General features: G+C 53.5%; 17 protein-coding genes. 5 read left to right on the top strand and 12 right to left on the bottom strand.

Annotated features, from left to right (window positions below; all coding sequences use genetic code 11):
* Positions 1 to 999: 999 nt before the first annotated feature.
* The 8 genes from VI01_RS01305 to proB all read right to left on the bottom strand — a co-directional run bounded on the left by VI01_RS01305 (position 1,000) and on the right by proB (position 8,376).
* The gene (locus VI01_RS01305; RefSeq protein WP_045813730.1) at positions 1,000 to 2,745 is read right to left on the bottom strand and encodes an amylovoran biosynthesis protein AmsF; all 1,746 of its coding nucleotides are present in this window, start codon (positions 2,743 to 2,745) and stop codon (positions 1,000 to 1,002) included.
* A gap of 201 nt (positions 2,746 to 2,946) precedes the next feature.
* Positions 2,947 to 3,240, bottom strand: a complete 294-nt coding sequence (locus tag VI01_RS01300) for a hypothetical protein (RefSeq protein ID WP_045813729.1) — start codon at positions 3,238 to 3,240, stop codon at positions 2,947 to 2,949.
* On the bottom strand, positions 3,237 to 3,581 hold the full coding sequence (locus tag VI01_RS01295; RefSeq protein WP_197079554.1) for a hypothetical protein: 345 nt from the start codon (positions 3,579 to 3,581) through the stop codon (positions 3,237 to 3,239). Before VI01_RS01295 ends, VI01_RS01300 begins: the two co-directional genes overlap by 4 nt.
* A 2-nt stretch (positions 3,582 to 3,583) precedes the next feature.
* Positions 3,584 to 4,051 carry a hypothetical protein gene (locus tag VI01_RS01290; RefSeq protein ID WP_034825324.1) on the bottom strand — a complete coding sequence of 156 codons (468 nt, stop codon included), beginning with the start codon at positions 4,049 to 4,051 and terminating at the stop codon, positions 3,584 to 3,586.
* Positions 4,052 to 4,232: 181 nt separating this feature from the next.
* Positions 4,233 to 4,511 carry a hypothetical protein gene (locus VI01_RS24605; RefSeq protein ID WP_075564062.1) on the bottom strand — a complete coding sequence of 93 codons (279 nt, stop codon included), beginning with the start codon at positions 4,509 to 4,511 and terminating at the stop codon, positions 4,233 to 4,235.
* 413 nt (positions 4,512 to 4,924) lie between these two features.
* Positions 4,925 to 5,656 carry a S24 family peptidase gene (locus tag VI01_RS01285; RefSeq protein WP_038648747.1) on the bottom strand — a complete coding sequence of 244 codons (732 nt, stop codon included), beginning with the start codon at positions 5,654 to 5,656 and terminating at the stop codon, positions 4,925 to 4,927.
* A 352-nt stretch (positions 5,657 to 6,008) separates the two neighbouring features.
* Entirely contained in the window at positions 6,009 to 7,262 is a 1,254-nt protein-coding gene (gene proA / locus VI01_RS01280; RefSeq protein ID WP_038648750.1) for a glutamate-5-semialdehyde dehydrogenase, read from the bottom strand.
* 10 nt (positions 7,263 to 7,272) lie between these two features.
* Positions 7,273 to 8,376 carry a glutamate 5-kinase gene (proB, locus tag VI01_RS01275; RefSeq protein WP_045813727.1) on the bottom strand — a complete coding sequence of 368 codons (1,104 nt, stop codon included), beginning with the start codon at positions 8,374 to 8,376 and terminating at the stop codon, positions 7,273 to 7,275.
* Positions 8,377 to 8,622: 246 nt separating this feature from the next.
* On the opposite strand from proB, the gene ompC reads away from it, so the two are divergent.
* On the top strand, positions 8,623 to 9,741 hold the full coding sequence (gene ompC, locus VI01_RS01270; RefSeq protein WP_045813726.1) for a porin OmpC: 1,119 nt from the start codon (positions 8,623 to 8,625) through the stop codon (positions 9,739 to 9,741).
* A 112-nt stretch (positions 9,742 to 9,853) separates the two neighbouring features.
* Here the strand turns inward: ompC and crl are convergent, their stop codons facing one another.
* The 3 genes from crl to gpt form a co-directional block, all read right to left on the bottom strand.
* A complete protein-coding gene (crl, locus tag VI01_RS01265; RefSeq protein WP_038648758.1) occupies positions 9,854 to 10,255 on the bottom strand; it encodes a sigma factor-binding protein Crl in 402 nt (133 codons plus the stop codon).
* Positions 10,256 to 10,364: 109 nt separating this feature from the next.
* Positions 10,365 to 11,612: an esterase FrsA gene (gene frsA, locus VI01_RS01260; protein WP_045813725.1), complete on the bottom strand. Its 1,248-nt coding sequence runs from the start codon at positions 11,610 to 11,612 to the stop codon at positions 10,365 to 10,367.
* Between the two features lie 121 nt (positions 11,613 to 11,733).
* The gene (gene gpt / locus VI01_RS01255; protein WP_007887137.1) at positions 11,734 to 12,192 is read right to left on the bottom strand and encodes a xanthine phosphoribosyltransferase; all 459 of its coding nucleotides are present in this window, start codon (positions 12,190 to 12,192) and stop codon (positions 11,734 to 11,736) included.
* Positions 12,193 to 12,446: 254 nt separating this feature from the next.
* On the opposite strand from gpt, the gene pepD reads away from it, so the two are divergent.
* From pepD to VI01_RS01235, 4 genes are all read left to right on the top strand, one after another.
* Entirely contained in the window at positions 12,447 to 13,907 is a 1,461-nt protein-coding gene (gene pepD / locus VI01_RS01250) for a beta-Ala-His dipeptidase (RefSeq protein ID WP_045813724.1), read from the top strand.
* Between the two features lie 330 nt (positions 13,908 to 14,237).
* Entirely contained in the window at positions 14,238 to 15,743 is a 1,506-nt protein-coding gene (locus VI01_RS01245; protein ID WP_045813723.1) for a sugar ABC transporter ATP-binding protein, read from the top strand.
* Complete coding sequence (locus tag VI01_RS01240) at positions 15,740 to 16,738, top strand: ABC transporter permease (RefSeq protein ID WP_038648770.1); 999 nt, start codon at positions 15,740 to 15,742, stop codon at positions 16,736 to 16,738. Before VI01_RS01245 ends, VI01_RS01240 begins: the two co-directional genes overlap by 4 nt.
* 27 nt (positions 16,739 to 16,765) lie before the next feature.
* Positions 16,766 to 17,836 carry a sugar ABC transporter substrate-binding protein gene (locus VI01_RS01235; RefSeq protein ID WP_045813722.1) on the top strand — a complete coding sequence of 357 codons (1,071 nt, stop codon included), beginning with the start codon at positions 16,766 to 16,768 and terminating at the stop codon, positions 17,834 to 17,836.
* A 175-nt stretch (positions 17,837 to 18,011) separates the two neighbouring features.
* Here VI01_RS01235 and dinB read toward each other — a convergent pair whose 3' ends face one another.
* Positions 18,012 to 19,067 carry a DNA polymerase IV gene (dinB, locus tag VI01_RS01230; protein ID WP_045813721.1) on the bottom strand — a complete coding sequence of 352 codons (1,056 nt, stop codon included), beginning with the start codon at positions 19,065 to 19,067 and terminating at the stop codon, positions 18,012 to 18,014.
* Between the last annotated feature and the right edge of the window lie 141 nt (positions 19,068 to 19,208).

Below are 19,208 nucleotides of genomic sequence, written 5' to 3'. Positions count from 1 at the left end.
TTCATTCATTTAACGAAAAGCGCAGGCTACCGCCCCTGGCTTACAGCTACCAGTGTACTGACTACCTGCTACGGGCTATTTTTGGCGCAAAGAAACCGCACTGCACTCAGACGAGTTCAGTTAAATATCATGCAGTTATATGAAATCTTATTTTGAAAGCAAGATGACGCTTAGTGCAATCACCGTGACATCAATAAGAAACGCCAATTATCAACATGCCATTCATATGATTAAAACGGGTGCAGCCTACTGAATTTTTTTGCACCACAAGAAATGCCGACCGGGATTGAAAAGGTGCATCTAAAGACGGCCTTCTCAACGAACGTGACGACATTAACGATTTTGCTGTATGCCCTGCCATTTTATTATCTCGATGCGTCTTTCGCCGTTCGATAATGGCAAGTGGCGTTAATTCAACATGGCTTTCGCAGCCGTGTTGCAATGGGCTCAGGGCCCTAATTTTGCGATCTGATTCAAACTTTTAATCGCATTCTCACCAGACAAGGCGATGAGGTCAATGGCCTGGAGGCCAATACGGAATTTACTTAGCTGGAAATGAGATATCGTAGAAGGGAAAAGATTAGCGCGGATGAATCGGTTTTCAGAAAACTGATTAAGGCGGCAGTCAAATACTGTCAGGAATAATAAGATAGAAATGGACTGACAAGGCCATACTTCGCTAACACCTTGTTCTATAAGTTAACCTGCTAATTAACTGAGTAAATTAAACTGTAATGAATCTTGAGATAAGAACGGATCTGATAAATTGAGCCATCTTTTACCTTGTGCCGTACTAAAAACCACACACCTGTCAAATTCACGTTTTTTGTGCGCATTAACGAAAATAAAAAGAGAGTTAACACCTTCCATATGAGCAAATCGCTATCCTGTGCGGCTGACAGGCTCGTTTTTTTAAAGAGACGACGCAACTGAACTGCACAGTGTGCATTTTGATCAAAAAAAAAGGCGAGGCCGCAGCCTCGCCAGATAGGTTGGATTTCAGTCGTAGTAAGGCAATTTACGGTCAACGCCGTTGATATTCACCAGCACAAAGCCGGTTGGCGTGGTTTTATTGGTTGGCGTTCCGGCTGCGGTGGCTACCGTCAGCACGCCCTTCTCATTGGCACCAATCCCCGCCAGCCCATTGTGCATGCCAAAGCGAGCGGCTGGCTTCAATGTGCCCATGGTGGTGGTATCGGTAACGACCGACAGATCGGACTGGAACAGCGAGCAGGAACCGCTATCGAATCGCGTCGGGCCGGTATTTTTCAGGTTCAGCATCGTGTCGCCACTGTTGGCTTTCAGCTTCACCCACACCACGGCATAAGTGGTGCCGACACGGCCGTAACGCATATCCAGGATGGCGGGCTGCCCCATATGAAAGGCATCCGCCCACACCGTATCCAGCCGTTGCAAATTGATCCAGGTTTTGCCGCTACTGGCCACGTTAACCGGGGTGCCGGCGGTACCGGTGGGCTGGGTGGCATCGGCTTTACCAATAAACTCCATCACCCACTGCTGGTTCGCATTGGGGAAGAACAACTGCCCCAGGCGATACCAGTTGTCGGTTGAAGTGTTATTGGTGATTTTGTAGCCGCTATAATAGCCGGCACGTAACGATCCGGTCAGGAAACTGCCGTAACTCTCGTCACGGCGATAGCCATATTCGAAGGTGGAGAGCCATCTGCCGGCAACCAGATCGTTCGACACTTTCGCGCCGGATTGCAGGTTGATTTGACGCATCACCACGCGCGCATTATTGAGATTGAAAGGATTGCCGCAATCCTCGATATTGAGCGTGTCAATGGTCCAGCCACCATCCGACAAGTCCCCTGGATTACGCGTGTGCTCGATCCACACATTGCGCAAAATCCCCTGTGTACAACGCGGCATATACAACGTGGCGTCACCATAACCCGTCTGGAAGTTACAGTTACAAATCTCAATCGCGGTAGAGTGATCCCATACACCGTTGGGTGAATTTGACCAGCCCACATCGAAGACGCGCGCATAGGTGTAGAGGGTATAAATCTGGTCAAATTTGCTGTCCAGCGTGTCCAGCACTTTAATCACCGTGCCGCCGTTATTCTGTGCGCGGAAACAGTAGATGTTTACCGTGGTGCCTTCGATACAGGTATTTTCGAAGAACGGCTGGACGTTGCTGCACATATCGGCAGTGATGGTGCCTTTGTTGGTGGTGATGTCGGCCGAGGCCTGACCATTCCAGGCAATGCCGCGAATCGAGGTGCGGCGCGCCTTCACCTTGAATACCGGGTTTGCACTCTTATCCGAGATAATCGTGGTACGCGGCAGTGACCCCAGCTCAACATCATCACCCTGCAGGCCAAAGAAGGCGTTATCGGTGCCGCTGATATCAATTGGACTGATCAAAAACTTCCCGCCGGGAAAACGAATCGGCAGGTCCTTAATATTACCGCTGTAATTCTGCGTCCAGGTTAGCATGCGATTAACCGCGTCCGTGTCATTGGCATAACCGTCTCCTTTGGCACCAAAGTGATAGACGTTCACGTCAGAAGGATCGTTAATCACGCGTTTCCAGTAGAAGCCATTACCAATGGCTAAGGTACCGCCATCGTCTGTCGCGGTGGTGGTGCCAATAAAACCGGTGAAGTCACCGCCTCCATGGAAGGTGGAGTCCGCGTTGTAGCGGCGCAAAAACGCCAGATCGCCATTTTTAGTCGGCGTGGTGGTGCGCAGTTCTGCAAATGAATTAACTTCGATCATCATAGCCTCCTCGGCCTTTTCAGGTTTGCAATGCAAGTGTGGGAACGGCGTTACTGCGCCAATCGGCCGCAGTGCTGATCCCAGAGATCGTTGTGGTTGTTGATGGCGCGCACGGTGCGTACATCCATGCGCTCGGCGTCATGGCCGTGGGTGTAAATCGGGGAAAAAAGCGTACACGCAGAGTCGATAACGACGGGGGATTCAGGGCTGGTTGTATTTCGAGTGCTGCAGCTTGTCGCGAGCAGCAGCGTCATCAAGGTTAAGATTGCTGGCTTCCACACGTTTAGCCTCCTCGCGCAACTGTTGTTGCTGCTGGTTAACCGCGACAGCCTGCACGGCCGCTTTGTTTGCGGATTCCACCTCTGATTTGGCTTGTTGCTGCACCTTGCCAATCTTTCTGCCACCGAAGTAGCTGGCCACCAGTGCCGCAACAATGCCCGTCAACGCAGCCAGCCAGTGCCAGCTGCCGCCAAGCAGTGAAGTGATAAGCGTCATGGTTTCTCCTCCAGCGTTTTGCGCTGTTCAATCAGGTTTTTCTGCCGAACAAACTGCGCCAGAACCCCCATCGCCACCATGAAGGCACCAATCAACCCGAGGTAGTTGTGAGGAAGAATGTCTTTGATGTCCTGAGGCAGTGCATTCCAGGCATCCAGCGCGGATGAAGGAAAGGATTGCGCCCAGGCACTGAGCATCGATCCCAATGAGGCCAGCCACACTGACCAGGTTTTGAACAATAATCGTGCGTGCTTGACGAACTCCAGCGTGGTAAAACGCTGGAGCAACAACAGCACAATCACTGCTGTCAGCACCGCGATGACAAACACCGTCCATCTCATGTTCATAACAGCCCCCGATAAATGTCGTAGCTGCCACTGCGCATCACCTCTGCGTGACGCCGTGCTCGCCCGGGCGTTTGCCGTGCCCACAAGCTGTCGAGCATGGCATTGGCGGCGCCGTTAAAGTCCCCCTGCGTGATGGCGCTCAGCATGCCGCGAAACAGGGACAATCCATCGACGCCCAATTGATATGCCATGCTGATCAGCACATCACAGCGCGCCTCACTGCACTTGCTTAGCGCTTGCTGCACCAGAGCACGCTGGTTCATCTCCAGCACTTTGTTTTCCACAATGCACTGCTTCCATACATCCCCCACTCGTCGCGGGACCTGGAAGATGTAGTTGCTGAGTGAGGCTCCTTTTGGTCCGATGCGGATACCGCCGGCCACGGTAGGAAACCCTTGCGTATCAAGGTAGGGCGCCTCGCGGTAGCCCTCTTCAAAATTCAAAATGGCAATAATCTGGCTCATAGCAATTCCTCTTTGACGGGCGCAACGATGTAAAAATGACTGCGCAAAGACTCCAAAACATAAATCTCACTGATCTATTCCCTGTTGATATGCCGCGCGTTATCCGCGCTACGCTCAAGCGAGGCTAAACAGTGAGCAGTAACGAAACGTTCCGCTTAAAGCTGGGAAATATGACAAGGATTTAGCGCACGGCGTACAAATGGACGTGGGGAAGACAGCAGTTATCGAAGCTGGCACTTTCGGCCTGACTTCGTGTAGGTGCCATTACCGCACAGTCGACTCGCGATTGCGTCTGGCGCTGGCAGATGCGTTCTGCGCTACGCAGGGTTGGGTTATCGGGCTCAAGACCTAAGGCGCAGTCGATACTGCGCTTCAGGCGGCTAAGTGGCTGGCGGCGTCGGTGACGACGGGTGCGCGCGTTCCCGGTGAAGACTGACTTGCCATACTGGATAATCGCCATAACTCCTCCTGTGAATGAGTTTTTGGCGATGGGGTGGCAGGCGCGGCGTGTCGGCTGAAGCCGAAGCGTCCGCTATTCCACTGCAAACACTCGACATCGACCCGCCCGGCTGCGTTCGCGGCCAGGGAAAAGCAGAGGAGAGTGAAGTCAGAAGAGAGCTGACGACGCTGCATAATGCGCATCCACCCCATCCCAAAATTCACTGACTTTGGGTGGTGGGTATCGCGCTTGTGCAGCGCCTCAATTGTTTAAGAGCGGGCTCATCCGGGAGCAGTGATGTCGTCCTTCCATGGTCAAATTATTAACAGGTTCTAATGCATTGGCAAACACCAACAGTTAATTTTTTATTTACCGTCAGTTAAATTTATGATTTCAGCCAGATTATTTTTTTACCCACTCAATACGTTTTGTGATCAACCTAAAATCTGGTAATCGCGGGCCTGGCTCATGATGACACGCGCTACCACCTGCAATGAGGCCGCCTCATCCAGCGTCAGGTACCAGGTCTCATAGCGCTTGTTGTCAGAGATCACCGCGACCTTTCTGTGCTGCAGCTGCAGACGTTTGAGATAAAGTTGATCGTCAAGCGTGAACAGGTAAATCCCGTCGCCGTCAAAGCGGTGCACGCTGATATCCACAAACAGCTGATCGCGCGGCGCAAAGGTACCAGCCATGGAATCATTGTTCAGCGCGATGAGTCGGATGTTCTCTGCCGGACGACCGCTAAACAGCACGCGCGCCTCATCCAGCCCATACTCGATCGCCTGAATGGTTTCGACCAGATCATCACGCGCAGCAATGCCCTGAGCGCTACGCTGCCCAATATCCAGACTTTCAACGCGGAACAGATGTTGTGGATCCATTAACGTCTGCTGGCCGATCGTGGCAGCGGGTTTTTCCATGCCAAACTGCAGCCATTCTACGCGCACGTCCAGTAACTGGCTGAGCGCCAGTAAATTGCTGTCATCTGGAATCGATTGCGCGTTGAACCATTTCCAGACCCCCGGTGTTGAGATCCTGCATCCCCTTTCCTGCAGTGCCTGTGCAACCTGTTTGTTCCGTCCATGTCCGACAATTCCCGCGCTGTCACACGCGGCAATCAGCCTGGCAGTAAAAGCTTGTCTGTTACTCTCTTTTTTAACCATCAGTTAATAATCTGCCATCAGTTAAAGACTGAATGTTATTTTCATTTTTGCTACCAGTTCATTTTATATTACCGTCAGTTTACTACCCAACAGCTTTTATCAATGAAGCTGGATGATCATTATCCCCTTCGGCGAGGTGGAAACCAGTAATGAATGCCCGACAGCTTGTTCTGACAGGGGTTTTCAGGATTGTTCTGTGACGCTGATACCAGCCGTTAAAACCAAAAATGGGCGAAAAGGCGCGGCGGCGCCATAGATGACAGAAATAAATCAAAAAGCTCTGGGAATAATTGGATCGGAAGCAAAAAAAATGGGCACCCTTGCGGTGCCCATTGTGTTGCAGAAGTGAAAATTAGCCGCGCAGCGTATCGTCGCCCCAGCCAATCCACTTGTAAGTGGTGAGTGCTTCCAGCCCCATTGGACCGCGCGCATGCAGCTTCTGCGTACTGACCGCCACTTCCGCGCCCAGACCGAACTGCCCCCCATCGGTGAAGCGCGTGCTGGCATTCACATAGACGGCGGAGGAATCAACCTGATTCACAAAGCGATTGGCATTGCCAATGCTGCGCGTCAGGATGCCATCCGAGTGTTGGGTACCGTGCTCGCGAATATGGGCAACCGCATCGTCGAGATCCGCCACCAGCTTGACGTTGAGATCGTTGGATAACCACTCATCATCATACTGTTCGGCTTGCACTGCCACGACGCTGGCCGGACCGTTTTGCAGCAGCGGCAGGACATTTGCATCGCCGTGCAGCGGGATATTTTCCTGCGCCATCCGCTGTAAAAATGCAGGAATAAAGCGTTCAGCTTGATCGCGGTGAATCAGCAAGGTTTCCAATGAATTACAGGCGCTCGGACGCTGTTTCTTCGCATTAACAATCACCTCCAGCGCGGGCTCAATATCCATGGTTTCATCGAGATAGAGATGACACACGCCAATACCGCCAGTGATCACCGGAATGGTCGAGTTTTCACGACACAGCTTGTGCAACCCTGCGCCGCCACGTGGAATCAACATATCGACATAGCGATCGAGTTTCAGCAGTTGGTTAACCAACTCGCGATCCGGGTTTTCAATCGCCTGCACAGCCCCTTTGGGCAGGCCATGCTCGCTCAGCGCGTTTTGGATCACGCGAACGGTGGCCGCGTTGGTGCGATAGGTCTCTTTACCGCCGCGCAGAATCGCCGCATTGCCGGTTTTCAGGCACAGAGAAGCCACATCCACGGTGACGTTAGGACGCGCTTCATAAATCACCCCAATCACGCCCAATGGCACGCGGCGACGTTCAATACGTAAACCGCTGTCCAGCACGCCGCCATCGATCAACTGACCGACCGGATCGGCCAAACGGCACACCTGACGCACATCGTCAGCGATACCTTTCAGACGCTGCGGATTGAGTGTCAGGCGATCCAGCAATGCCGCGCTCATGCCATTCTGTCGCGCATCGGCCAAATCCTGCTCGTTCGCCGCCAGAATGTCGGCGCTTTCCGCTTCCAGACGATCGGCAATCGTCAGCAGCACCTGATTTTTTTGTTCGGTGGAGAGTTCTGCCAGTTTGTACGAGGCTGCACGCGCCGCTTTACCCATTTCTTCTAACATCATCTGCTCCTTAACTGACGATCATGTCGTCACGATGCACCGCAACCGGGCCATATTCGTAACCGAGGATATCGCCAATTTCCTGACTGTGATGACCGGCAATCATGCGCATGGCATCGCTGTTGTAGCGCGTCACGCCGTGGGCGATATCACGACCTTGCAGGTTACGAATGCGGATCACTTCACCCCGAGAGAAGTTGCCCTGCACTTCACGTACGCCTTTCGGCAGCAGTGAACTGCCGCGCTCTAATACCGCAGCCAGTGCACCATCATCAATGGTGATTTCACCGGCAGGTGGGGCACCGAAGATCCAGCGCTTGCGGTTTTCCAGCGGTGATTGCTGTGCGTGGAAGCGGGTGCCAACCGGCTTGCCATACAGTACATCGCTGATCACATCCGGGCGGCTGCCTGCCGCGATGATCACGTCGATACCGGCACGGCAGGCCACATCAGCCGCCTGCAGTTTAGTCGCCATGCCGCCGGTGCCGAGGCCAGAAACACTGCCTCCGGCTAACGTGCGCAATGCGTCATCAATCTGGTGCACATCGCTGATCAGCTTGGCTTCGGGATTGGTGCGCGGATCGGCGGTGAACAGGCCTTGTTGATCGGTCAGCAGCAGCAGTTTATCCGCACCGCCGAGCATCGCCGCCAGCGCAGACAGGTTATCGTTATCGCCCACTTTAATTTCAGCGGTAGCAACAGCATCGTTCTCGTTAATCACCGGCACGATATGGTTGTCGAGCAACGCACGCAGCATGTCACGTGCGTAGAGGAAGCGTTCACGATCTTCCATATCCGCACGAGTCAGCAACATCTGCCCGATATGAATGCCGTAAATCGAGAACAGTTGCTCCCACAGCTGAATCAGACGGCTCTGCCCCACCGCAGCCAGCAGCTGCTTTGAGGCGATGGTAGGCGGCAGTTCGGGGTAACCCAGGTGTTCGCGTCCAGCGGCAATCGCGCCGGAAGTGACGATAACGATACGATGACCCGCCGCATGCAGTTGTGCACACTGACGAACCAACTCCACCATGTGCGCACGATTCAGCCGACGTGAACCGCCGGTGAGGACGCTGGTACCCAACTTGACCACAAGGGTCTGACTGCCACTCATGTTTTTCCTGCCATATAAGAAAAAAATTCTGCGAAGGGACGTTTTATCAGGAGTGAGCGAGGAAGCCAATAACAGCAAGGGGAAAAGCACAAAAAACCCCTGACAATGCGGTAGACCAAAAGTTCGCGATTAACAAGAAATCAGAAAAACTGTCATAAAACTTTCATCACCAGTCGGTAAAAAGTCCCCTGTTTTACAAACCCTTTCAAGGGTACAACAAATTTTACTCATTGGGATTGATAGCAAATGAAGAAGAGCACACTGGCATTAGTCGTATCAGCGCTGGCACTGGCTTCCACCGCCCAAGCCGCAGAAGTTTATAACAAAGACGGCAACAAACTGGACTTCTACGGCCGCGTTAAAGCTGAGCATTACTTTAGTGATGCCGCTTCAAACGACGGTGACAAATCTTACGTTCGTATCGGCTTCAAAGGTCAGACCCAGATCAACGATCTGATGACCGGCTACGGCCAGTGGGAATACCAGTACAACGTCAACAACTCTGAAGGTTCTGACGCTAACGCAGGCAATAAAACCCGTCTGGGCTTTGCGGGTCTGAAATTCGGTCAGTACGGTTCATTCGACTACGGTCGTAACTACGGCGTACTGTACGACGTTGAGGCATGGACTGACGTATTCCCTGAATTCGGTGGTGACGGTACTGCGCGTACTGATAACTTCATGACCGCTCGTGCTACCGGTGTTGCGACTTACCGCAACAGCAACTTCTTCGGTCTGGTTGATGGCCTGCGCTTCGCGCTGCAATACCAGGGTAAAAACGACTCTACCAGCGCCAACGCACGTGGTAGCGCCACCGATACTTCTCGCCAGAATGGCGACGGTTACGGTGCATCACTGGGTTACACCATTGGCGATACCGGCATCAGCCTGATGTCTGCAATCACCTCTTCTGACCGTACTAACCAGCAGCAAGCTCGTGCTTACGGTTCTGGTGATAAAGCGGATTCATGGGGCGCAGGTATCAAGTATGACGCTAACAGCGTTTACCTGGCAGCGATCTACACCGAAACCCGTAACATGACACCAATCAGCGGCACCAACTCAGTGACAGGTGCTTCTGTATCGGGTGCGGCTAACAAAGCACAGAACATTGAATTGGTTGCACAGTACCAGTTCGACTTCGGCCTGCGTCCGTCCATTGGTTATGTACAGACTAAAGGTAAAGATATCGAAGGTATCGGCGATGCTGACCTGGTTAAATACATCGACGTTGGCGCGACTTACTACTTCAACAAAAACATGTCTACCTTTGTTGATTACAAAATCAACCAGCTGAACGACGACAACCGTCTGTCACTGAACAACGACGACGTGGTTGCTGTTGGTCTGACTTACCAGTTCTAAGCAGTTAGCTTTACCCTCAATGTGTCTATAAAAAAAGAGCCGGCTCATCACCGGCTCTTTCTTCTTTATCTCTACCAGACTGGCTTAAAAGCCACGCTCTGGGAATGCAGGGCTAAGCACTGAGCTTCACCGGCTCCTCTTTAAATCCCGATGCTGGTTTGAGATCCAGCTTGAGGTCATGCAGCACGGCTTTCAAACGCTCGTGGAAATTACGCAAGGTACTCTCCACTTTCTCGTTGTTCTCTTTGCCTTTGATCGTCGCCACACCCCAGTCACCGTCTTTATCAAACAAACCAAAGTGGTATTCATAGGTAAAATGGTCTTCGTGCGCTTCCAGCGTCATCCACCAGCCCCAAAACTCACGGAGTTCGGGTGCGGGTTTAACGTTGACACACGCCGCCAGGCAATCAAAGAAGAAACGCTGCTCTTCACATTTTCCTTCACGGATGTACGGCCCCAATTCGGTGAAGCGCTTCAGCAGGCGACTACGGGGATGACCACTCGGTAACGTCATGCTAATTCTCCCTCAAATAACCGTAAAATTGTTTCTCGTTACGCGAATCACGCGCGCAACGCAAAATATCCCGGATATAAGTAATAGCAGAGCGTCGAATTTTTGCCAGTCATACACCCAATTTTTTTGCTAGCCAGTCACAGATTTGATTTAACGCTTTCTCAAAACTGGAGAACACCGGCGTGGCGGGTATCGCCAATACTTTGCCCTGTGCGGAAGAGTTGGCAATCAATTGTGCCTCCTCTTCTGGGCTGAACAAATCGCCCGGCCAGTAAGCCGCCAGCATCGGCGTCGGCGTGCGACGCCCCAGCAGGCCCTGCACTTTCAATGAATAGCGATTAAGCTCAATGCGCAGGTTGCTGTCAGACGCGGAAGGCATTCCCAGACGACTGGCCAGCATATCCATGTACATGTCTGGCAGTTGTTGCTGGCGTTGCTCATCGACAAACACGTTATGCACCATCGCGCCCAATGTCGCGACCGCACGCAGGCGCGGCACTTCCAGATAAGCCAGTCGCGTGGCGACATTGGCGCCAAAGCGATAGCCAAACAGCGCAACGCGCGTGTGATCAATCCACGGCACATTACTCAGCTCACGCAAAACCTGCTGGTGAAGCTGGCTGGTGTCCTGATTCAACGTCCATTTGCTACTAAAGCCCACTGAAGGCATATCCAGCGTCAACATGGCGATACCACGCGGCGCCAGATAATCGTGGAACAGGCGATAATGATCGCTTTGCAGCGAATCCAGGCCACCGCACAGCAGCACGGTCGGGTATGGGGCTTTGGCCCCGGCAGGCATATGCAGGAAACCGGTAACCGGGCTGCCACCGCTGATTTGAAAAGTCAGCGCTTTCAGCTCACCCGGTAATCGCTGCGTCGCTTCTTCATACGCCCGATTCGCCAGTACCTGAGCCTGATCGGCCAAATCATCGCCTTTTATATACGGATAGGCAGCAATACTGTAGAGGTTCGATGCCCGCATCCATTGATGCCCGGCTTCTTCGTGATCTTCATTCTGCATCGCCCGCTGTTGCCACAAGGCGGCCTGCTTCGACCACTCATAGTTCCAGTTACCCCCGCGATAGCCAATCACCGTATCGAGTTGAGTGTCATCAGTATGCTCGTATTCACTGATGGCGATGCGCGCCAGCACTTCGCTGATCTCCTGCGGAGACAGGCCGCGCCACGTCCACAGCAGTTTGTTGAGCATGCGATACCAGCAAGGTTGGGTATCCCCTTCCAGGGTGTTGTGCACCTGTACCGGGTGGTGATGCTGGCGATGCACCAGAGAGGAGGTTTCCGGGTGTTTAAAGCGGGGCTTAAAAAGCTCTTCGCTGAGGTTTTTATCCGACATCTTAGACGTTCTCCCGCGATAGTCGCATAGATGCCTAAGAGTGTACTGCACCCACATGTTGGGTGCGAGGCGTAGAATGCACAACGCCCGGCATAACCGGGCGTTGTTTGCGTTGCATCAATCAGCTTTTGACGATTGGCGGGATATAAACCACGCCCATGTCCCATGGCTGTTCGATCCAGGTGTTCTGCGGAATATCGACAATGTAGTCGTCCACCAGCGCACGGCCAGCTGGCTTAGCGAAGATGGTGCAAAAACGCGCTTTTGGATACATATCGCGGATCGCTTGCGCGGTGCCACCGGTATCCACCAGGTCATCAATCACGATGAAACCTTCACCGTCGCCTTCCGCACGCTTCAGCACTTTCATTTCGCGCTGATGATCGTGGTCATAGCTTGAGATGCAGACGGTATCGACATAGCGAATACCCAATTCACGCGCCAGCAGCGATGCCGGAACCAGACCACCGCGGCTTACCGCAATGATACCTTTCCACTGTTCCACAGGAAGCAGGCGCTGGGCCAGTTTACGGGCATGGATCTGCAACATGTCCCAGGTGACGACGTATTTTTCGCTCATAAAAGAAATCCCGACCAACAATGTTGGTTTAAAAATAGGCAAGGGGGAAAAGGTTGCGCGAGATTATAAGGATCTGACGCGTTAAAAACCAGCATCTGTCGCATTGGATGCAGGATTTTAGCGCGCCTGAGTACGCACCCGGTGAAAAACAGTGATATTCTCAGCCACATCACGTCAGATGTGCTGACGGCGATCTTTCACTGGAACCCGGCGTGCGAGCGGTATGTCCGCCGCGCTGACACAGGAGATGCATTGTGTCTGAATTGTCGCAACTTTCCCCCCAACCGCTGTGGGATATTTTCGCTAAAATCTGCTCCATTCCCCACCCTTCTTACCATGAAGAAGCGCTGGCCGAACACGTGGTGAGCTGGGCCAAAGAGCAGGGCTTTTGGGTTGAGCGCGATCAGGTCGGCAATATCCTGATTCGTAAACCAGCCACTGCGGGCATGGAAAAACGTACCCCTGTTGCACTTCAGGCGCACCTCGATATGGTGCCGCAGAAGAACAACGATACGGTGCACGACTTCACTAAAGATCCGATTCAACCTTACGTTGATGGCGAGTGGGTTAAAGCACGTGGCACCACGTTGGGCGCTGACAACGGTATTGGCATGGCTTCTGCGCTGGCGGTGCTGGCTGATAACAGCCTGACCCACGGCCCACTGGAAGTGCTGCTGACCATGACCGAAGAATCGGGCATGGATGGCGCATTTGGTCTCCAGCCAAACTGGCTGCAGGCCGATATCCTGATCAACACCGACTCCGAAGAAGAGGGTGAGATCTACATGGGTTGCGCAGGCGGTATTGATTTCATCACCACCCTGCCATTAAACCGTGAAGCCGTACCTGCGGGCTTTGAAACCCTGAAGCTCACGCTGAAAGGCCTGAAAGGCGGCCACTCCGGTGCCGATATTCATCATGGTCTGGGCAACGCCAACAAGCTGCTGGCGCGTTTCTTTGCGGTCTACGCGCAGGAACTGGATGTGCGTCTGATTGAGTTCACTGGCGGCACGCTGCGTAATGCGATTCCGCGCGAAGCTTTTGCCACGCTGGCGATCGACAGCCATAAAGTGGATGCACTGAAATCGGCTGCGGCCCATTTCCAGGCTACGCTGCTGAACGAGCTGGGCATTAAAGAGAAGAACATTGCGTTAACCACCGAGCCGCTGGCACATCAAGGCCAGGCGCTGACCACCGACAGCCGCGATCGCTTCATCAACCTGCTGAACAGCACCCCGAACGGCGTGATCCGCAACTCTGACGTGGCCAAAGGCGTGGTGGAAACCTCGCTGAACGTCGGCGTGGTGACCATGGATCAGGACAATGCCGAAATCATCTGCCTGATTCGTTCACTGATCGACACCGGCAAAGATTGGGTGGTTGAAACCCTGACTTCACTGGGCCAGTTGGCTGGCGCGAAAACGGCACCGAAAGGCGGTTATCCTGGCTGGCAGCCTGATGCCGATTCGCCAGTGATGGCGCTGACGCGTAAAACCTACGAAGCGCTGTTTGGCAAAACGCCAAACATTCAGGTGATTCACGCAGGTCTGGAGTGTGGTCTGTTCAAGAAGCCGTATCCGAACATGGATATGGTGTCGATTGGGCCGACCATTACCGGTCCACACTCACCGGATGAGCAGGTGCACATTGAAAGCGTCGGTCTGTACTGGAAACTGCTGACTGCGCTGCTGAACGTGGTGCCAGAGAAAGCGTAAGTCTTTGCGATGCTCAAGGAACCAGGCTAAGGCCTGGTTTTTTTATGCCTGCCATTCTGAAGTTAAGGATCCTCTAGCTATTAAAGTCGCAATATTTGCCGGATCCCCTTTTCAGACCGACTGCAAAGTGCAGCATATTTCACTATAAATCCTGCTTATCACCCCAGCATTCTACCACTCCACACTGCCTCACCAGTTTTAGACGCCGTTACACCCAGATGTCTGGATGGCTAATAAGATTTCGTGCTAGCTTATGCGCTTTCATTTGTTGCCCAGCGTTATGGGTTCAGAAAAAATGCCACCCACTCTTTTAATGAAAGGCCTGACCCCATGAGTGCGATTAACCGCCTGGAGATGCGTAATATCTCCATCGTTTTTGGCGGTTTTGCCGCGCTGACCCAGGTCGACTTCCTTACCGAAGGCGGGTCGGTGCATGCGTTGACCGGGGCCAATGGCGCGGGAAAGTCCACATTGATGGCGGTGCTATCAGGCGCGCACCGTGATTACAGTGGCGAGATCCTGCTAGACGATGTGCCAGTCTCCATTCGTTCACCGCGCGATGCTAAAAAACTCGGTATTCATCTGGTGCAGCAGGAAGTGGATGTGGCGCTGGTGCCGCAGCTCAGCGTGGCGGAAAACATTCTGCTCGATCGGCTGGCAGAACCCGGCCATGTCTATAGCTGGCGTGAAATCCGTCGCCAGGCGCGTGCCCTGCTCAATCAGTTGGAAGTGAACATCGATGTTAATCGTCTGGTGGAACGCTGCTCGCTGGCTGAGAAGCAGCAAATATTGCTGGCGCGCGCCCTCTCCCACCATTGCCGTTTTCTGATTCTGGATGAGCCGACTGCGCCGCTGGATCAGCATGAAAGCGAGCGTCTGTTTACCGTGGTGCGTCGTTTACAAAATAACGGCATTGGCGTGGTGTTTATCTCCCACCGCATTCACGAACTCAAAGCGATTTGCGACCGCTTAACCGTGCTGCGTGATGGCCGCTTGATTGAGAGCAGCCCAATGGCGGCCCTGAGCGGGGAGCAGATCGTTGAGAAGATGCTGGGACACCAGTTGACTGATGTCTATCCACCACGACGCGAACGTAGCGAACAGCCGCTGCTGCTGTCGGTGGAGGGTTTGCACGATGACCAGTTGCTGGCAGATATTTCACTGCATCTGCGCAAAGGTGAAATTCTCGGTATCGCAGGCCTGGCGGGCGCGGGGAAAACCGAGCTGTGCAAGGCGCTGTTTGGCGCCAGCAAAAGCCGCGTCGAAAAAGGCGAGCTGCACGGCAAACCGTGGCGGCCGCGTTCTCCGCATGATTCGGTGGAAAACCGCATGGCGCTGGTGCCAGAAGAGCGTCGCAAGGAAGGTATTTTTATCGATGAACCGGTGAGCATGAATCTGAGCGTCAGCGCCGACAACAGCTTTTCCCGCTGGAGCCTGTTCGGCCATCGTCAGGCCTGGCGCTGGGCTGAAGAGGTGATTCAGCGCCTCAACGTGCGCACCACTGGCCCGGCGCAGATTCTGCGTCGCCTATCGGGCGGTAACCAGCAAAAAGTGGCAATTGGTAAATGGCTGCGCAATAACGCCGATGTGCTGATTTTTGATGAGCCGACCAAAGGCGTCGACATCAAAGCCAAGACCGACCTGTTTAGTCTGATTGATGGCCTGGCGCGCGAAGGCAAAGGCATCATTTACGCTTCGGGCGAGTTTTCCGAACTGGTCGGCTTATGTGATCGTATTTGTGTGCTCTGGGATGGGCGCATTGTGGCAGAGATGGAAGGTCGTGAGGCCACTGAAGAGATGCTATTGCTTTATTCCACCGGAGGAACCCCTGCGTGAGCAGCAAAGAACTATCCCTGAACCCGCAGCCTTCTCTGCGTCATAAATTATTCGATTTTCTCTATAAATGGGGCATGTTGCTGACCGTGGTGATCCTGATCGCCGGGTTTGGCCTGGCATCGGACAGCTTCCTCGAGCCCACCAACATCATCAACATCCTGCGTTCGATTGCTATCGTCACGGTGATTGCGATTGGCGTGTCGATTTCGCTGACCATCGGCGGCTTCGATTTGTCGGTGGGCTCAACGGCCTCACTGGCCAATGCGCTGGTGATTTCGCTGTTTGTCTGGCATGGCTTTGGCACCACCGAAGCGATCATCATTACGCTCCTGCTGTGCACCCTGGTGGGGCTGCTCAACAGCTTCCTGATCGTGATTCTGCGCATTCCCGACATGCTGGCTACGCTGGCAACCCTGTTTGTCATTCAGGGCGTGGCGATGACTTACAGCTTCGGCGGTTCGATTACCGAGAATATGGTGATGCCGAGCGGCGATATGGCGGAAGGCACCATTCCGGCGGCGTTTGGCTTGCTGGGTCAGGTGCCGACCATTGTCATCATCATGCTGGTGGTGACGATTGTGGCGCAATTGGCACTGTCGTTAACCAAACATGGCCGTCGCATGTACGCGCTGGGGGGCAATCCAGAAGCCGCACGACTTTCCGGTATTCGTACCACGCGCTATCGCGTTCTGGCCTATGTACTCGCATCCCTGCTGGCCGGGCTGGGCGGTATCTTGCTGGCATCACGTATTGGTTCTTCCCAGGTGAATGCCGGCAGCGGTTATTTAATGGATGCCGTTGCCGCGGCATGGATTGGCTTCTCGCTGGCCGGTTCCGGCAAACCTAACGCGCTCGGTACGCTGGTGGGCGCGGTGATTCTTGGTGTGTTGCAGAACGGGCTGGTGATGTTGTCCGTGCCTTATTACGCCATGGACATTATCAAAGGCCTGGTGCTGGCTCTGGCACTGGCAATTACCTACATTCAGCGCCGCTAAGGCGCGTTTACTGAGAAAGAGATTCTAATGAAAAAAATGACCCTTTCGCTGCTGGCATTAAGCCTGCTGAACGCCAACGCTGCCTTTGCCGATACGGTTACCCCGGTCCCTGCTGCGATTGCGAATCACGAAGGCCCGGTGCGCATCGCCATCATCCGTAACCTGGGCTCAGACGATAACACCACACAGTTTATTGCCGGTGCCATTCAGCAAGGTCGTCAACTGGGCTTTAAAGTCAGTACTTTCTTGAGTAATGGCGATGATGCGCGTTTCCAGGACTTCGTTAATCAGGCGATCAGCCAGAAATACGATGGCATCATTCTCTCTCACGGCAAAGAACCCTACTCCACCGCGCTGGTGCAACACATTGTCGATGCAGGGATCAAACTGTCCGTCTTTGATACCCCGGTGAATACGCCGATCAAAGGCGTGACCGTCACTGCGCAAGATGATGCCTCGCTGGCGCAGGCGTCACTGGGTCAGCTGATCAGTGATTTCCATGGTAAAGCCAACATCATCAAACTGTGGGTCGCAGGCTTCCCGCCGCAGGAACGTCGCCAGGTGGTGTATGAGAAATTGCTGAAAGAGAATCCAGGCATTCATCAGCTGGAATCCATTGGCGCAGTTTCTACCGATGTACAGGGCGACACCGCCAACAAAGTGGGTGCGATCCTGGCAAAATATCCAAAAGGCAAAATAGATGCGATTTGGGCATCGTGGGACGCATTCAGTCAGGGTGCTTACAAAGCGCTGCAGGAGAATGGTCGTACTGAAATCAAAATCTACAGTATTGACGTATCCAACCAGGACTTGCAGTTGATGCATGAGAAGAACAGCCCATGGGTGCAGACGGTCGCGGTCGATCCAAAAACCATCGGTGCGGTCAATATGCGCTTAGTGGCCAATAAAATCGCGGGTGAAGCCACTCCGGCAAGCTACGAGTTTAAGGCGTCTTCCATTTCGCAGCAGTTGCTGAACAGCCAACAAGGGGCGATTAACGTGGCAACCCTGAACAAGATCATTCCAGGCTGGGGTGTGAACAACGATTTTGTTGCGCCGTGGTTTGCCACGCTGGAAGCGAAGTACGCTAAGAAGTGATTTAGTGGCCGAATATGGCGGCGCTTAAGCCGGCATGCTGGTTAGCTAAGACCATACTCAAGGAGAGCTGCCGTTTTAAATGGCAGCTTTTTTTATGCGTATCAGAAATGGCCTGTGCGGCGGTCGGGCTGACCTATCGCTGCTAACCAGCATCACGCTGATGAAATCGCCGTTTTTACCAACCCAACACCAACTGCCGCTCCAATTGCGGATCCACCAGCGTCACATGCAATCCCACCAACCGCACGCCGCGTCCGGCTCGCCGTTCATCCCATGCCTGCCGCGCCACCGCGATCATGTCATCCTTGTTCAGTACCGGCCAAACATGCTCCTGCGTGGTCTGCTGGAAATCATTAAATTTGAGCTTCACCCCCTGACGCGCAATTTGCTTGTCGGGCCGGATATTTGTCAGACGTCGATCCAGCTCAGCATAGAGATAGTCAATGATGGCCAGACACTGCTCCCAGCTGTGGATGTCTTCCATCAGCGTGCGTTCGACACCGAGCGATTTGCGTTCGCGCTCCACCACCACATCACGCTCATCAATGCCGTTGCTGCGCTCCCAGAGCACGCGGCCGAATTTACCAAATCTCTTCAGCAGCAAGGCGAGATCGGCTCTCTGCACATCGGCGCAGGTGCGCAGTCCCATCTCTTCCAGTTTTTTGGTCGCCACTTTTCCTACGCCTGGAATTTTGCTCAACGGCAGCGTCAGTAAAAAGTCCGGCATCACTTGCGGTGTAATGACGTATTGCCCGTTGGGCTTATTCAAATCGGAGGCGATCTTGGCGAGGAATTTGATCGGCGCAATGCCCGCCGAGGCGGTTAAACCGGTTTCGCGCAGGATATCGGCACGTATCGCCTGCGCCATTAGCGTCGCTGAGCCCTGACAATGCTCGCTATCGGTAACATCAAGATACGCTTCATCCAGTGATAAGGGCTCAATCAATGGAGTGTAGCGTGCGAAAATATCGCGGATCTGGCGTGACGCCTCTTTGTAGGCATCGAAGCGTCCAGGCAGTAATTTCAGATGCGGGCAGAGCTTGAGCGCCATTGCCGTCGGCATTGCGCTGCGCACGCCATATTTGCGCGCGGGATAGTTGGCGGTGCTGATAACGCCACGCTGCACCCGGCTGCCGCCAATGGCGATAGGGATATCCGTTAATGAAGGATCGTCGCGCATTTCAACGGCCGCGAAAAAGCAGTCCATATCGACATGAATGATTTTGCGCATACGCCCTCCGAATACTGGATAAGTATACAGCAGTAAGAAACTTCGGCAATATTTGTTGAGCGACGAATTAAAGTTTACAAAATTCTGGTCGTAATCCCTTCAGGATTGCACCATTTTCTCGGAGACTGTCTTGATTAAACC

It is taken from the genome of Pantoea sp. SM3, assembly GCF_000963995.1.
Lineage (GTDB): Bacteria > Pseudomonadota > Gammaproteobacteria > Enterobacterales > Enterobacteriaceae > Pantoea > Pantoea rwandensis_B.
This window is presented reverse-complemented; position numbering and strand designations above follow the sequence as displayed.

Bases quoted from the DNA above. Each gene is read 5' to 3' on its own strand.
- dinB (WP_045813721.1), bottom strand. From the start codon at position 19,067: ATGCGCAAAATCATTCATGTCGATATGGACTGCTTTTTCGCGGCCGTT.
- frsA (WP_045813725.1), bottom strand. From the start codon at position 11,612: ATGTCGGATAAAAACCTCAGCGAAGAGCTTTTTAAGCCCCGCTTTAAA.
- gpt (WP_007887137.1), bottom strand. From the start codon at position 12,192: ATGAGCGAAAAATACGTCGTCACCTGGGACATGTTGCAGATCCATGCC.
- ompC (WP_045813726.1), top strand. From the start codon at position 8,623: ATGAAGAAGAGCACACTGGCATTAGTCGTATCAGCGCTGGCACTGGCT.
- VI01_RS01300 (WP_045813729.1), bottom strand. From the start codon at position 3,240: ATGACGCTTATCACTTCACTGCTTGGCGGCAGCTGGCACTGGCTGGCT.
- crl (WP_038648758.1), bottom strand. From the start codon at position 10,255: ATGACGTTACCGAGTGGTCATCCCCGTAGTCGCCTGCTGAAGCGCTTC.
- proA (WP_038648750.1), bottom strand. From the start codon at position 7,262: ATGTTAGAAGAAATGGGTAAAGCGGCGCGTGCAGCCTCGTACAAACTG.
- VI01_RS01285 (WP_038648747.1), bottom strand. From the start codon at position 5,656: ATGGTTAAAAAAGAGAGTAACAGACAAGCTTTTACTGCCAGGCTGATT.
- proB (WP_045813727.1), bottom strand. From the start codon at position 8,376: ATGAGTGGCAGTCAGACCCTTGTGGTCAAGTTGGGTACCAGCGTCCTC.
- VI01_RS01305 (WP_045813730.1), bottom strand. From the start codon at position 2,745: ATGATCGAAGTTAATTCATTTGCAGAACTGCGCACCACCACGCCGACT.
- VI01_RS01295 (WP_197079554.1), bottom strand. From the start codon at position 3,581: ATGAGATGGACGGTGTTTGTCATCGCGGTGCTGACAGCAGTGATTGTG.
- VI01_RS24605 (WP_075564062.1), bottom strand. From the start codon at position 4,511: ATGGCGATTATCCAGTATGGCAAGTCAGTCTTCACCGGGAACGCGCGC.
- VI01_RS01235 (WP_045813722.1), top strand. From the start codon at position 16,766: ATGAAAAAAATGACCCTTTCGCTGCTGGCATTAAGCCTGCTGAACGCC.
- VI01_RS01290 (WP_034825324.1), bottom strand. From the start codon at position 4,051: ATGAGCCAGATTATTGCCATTTTGAATTTTGAAGAGGGCTACCGCGAG.
- VI01_RS01245 (WP_045813723.1), top strand. From the start codon at position 14,238: ATGAGTGCGATTAACCGCCTGGAGATGCGTAATATCTCCATCGTTTTT.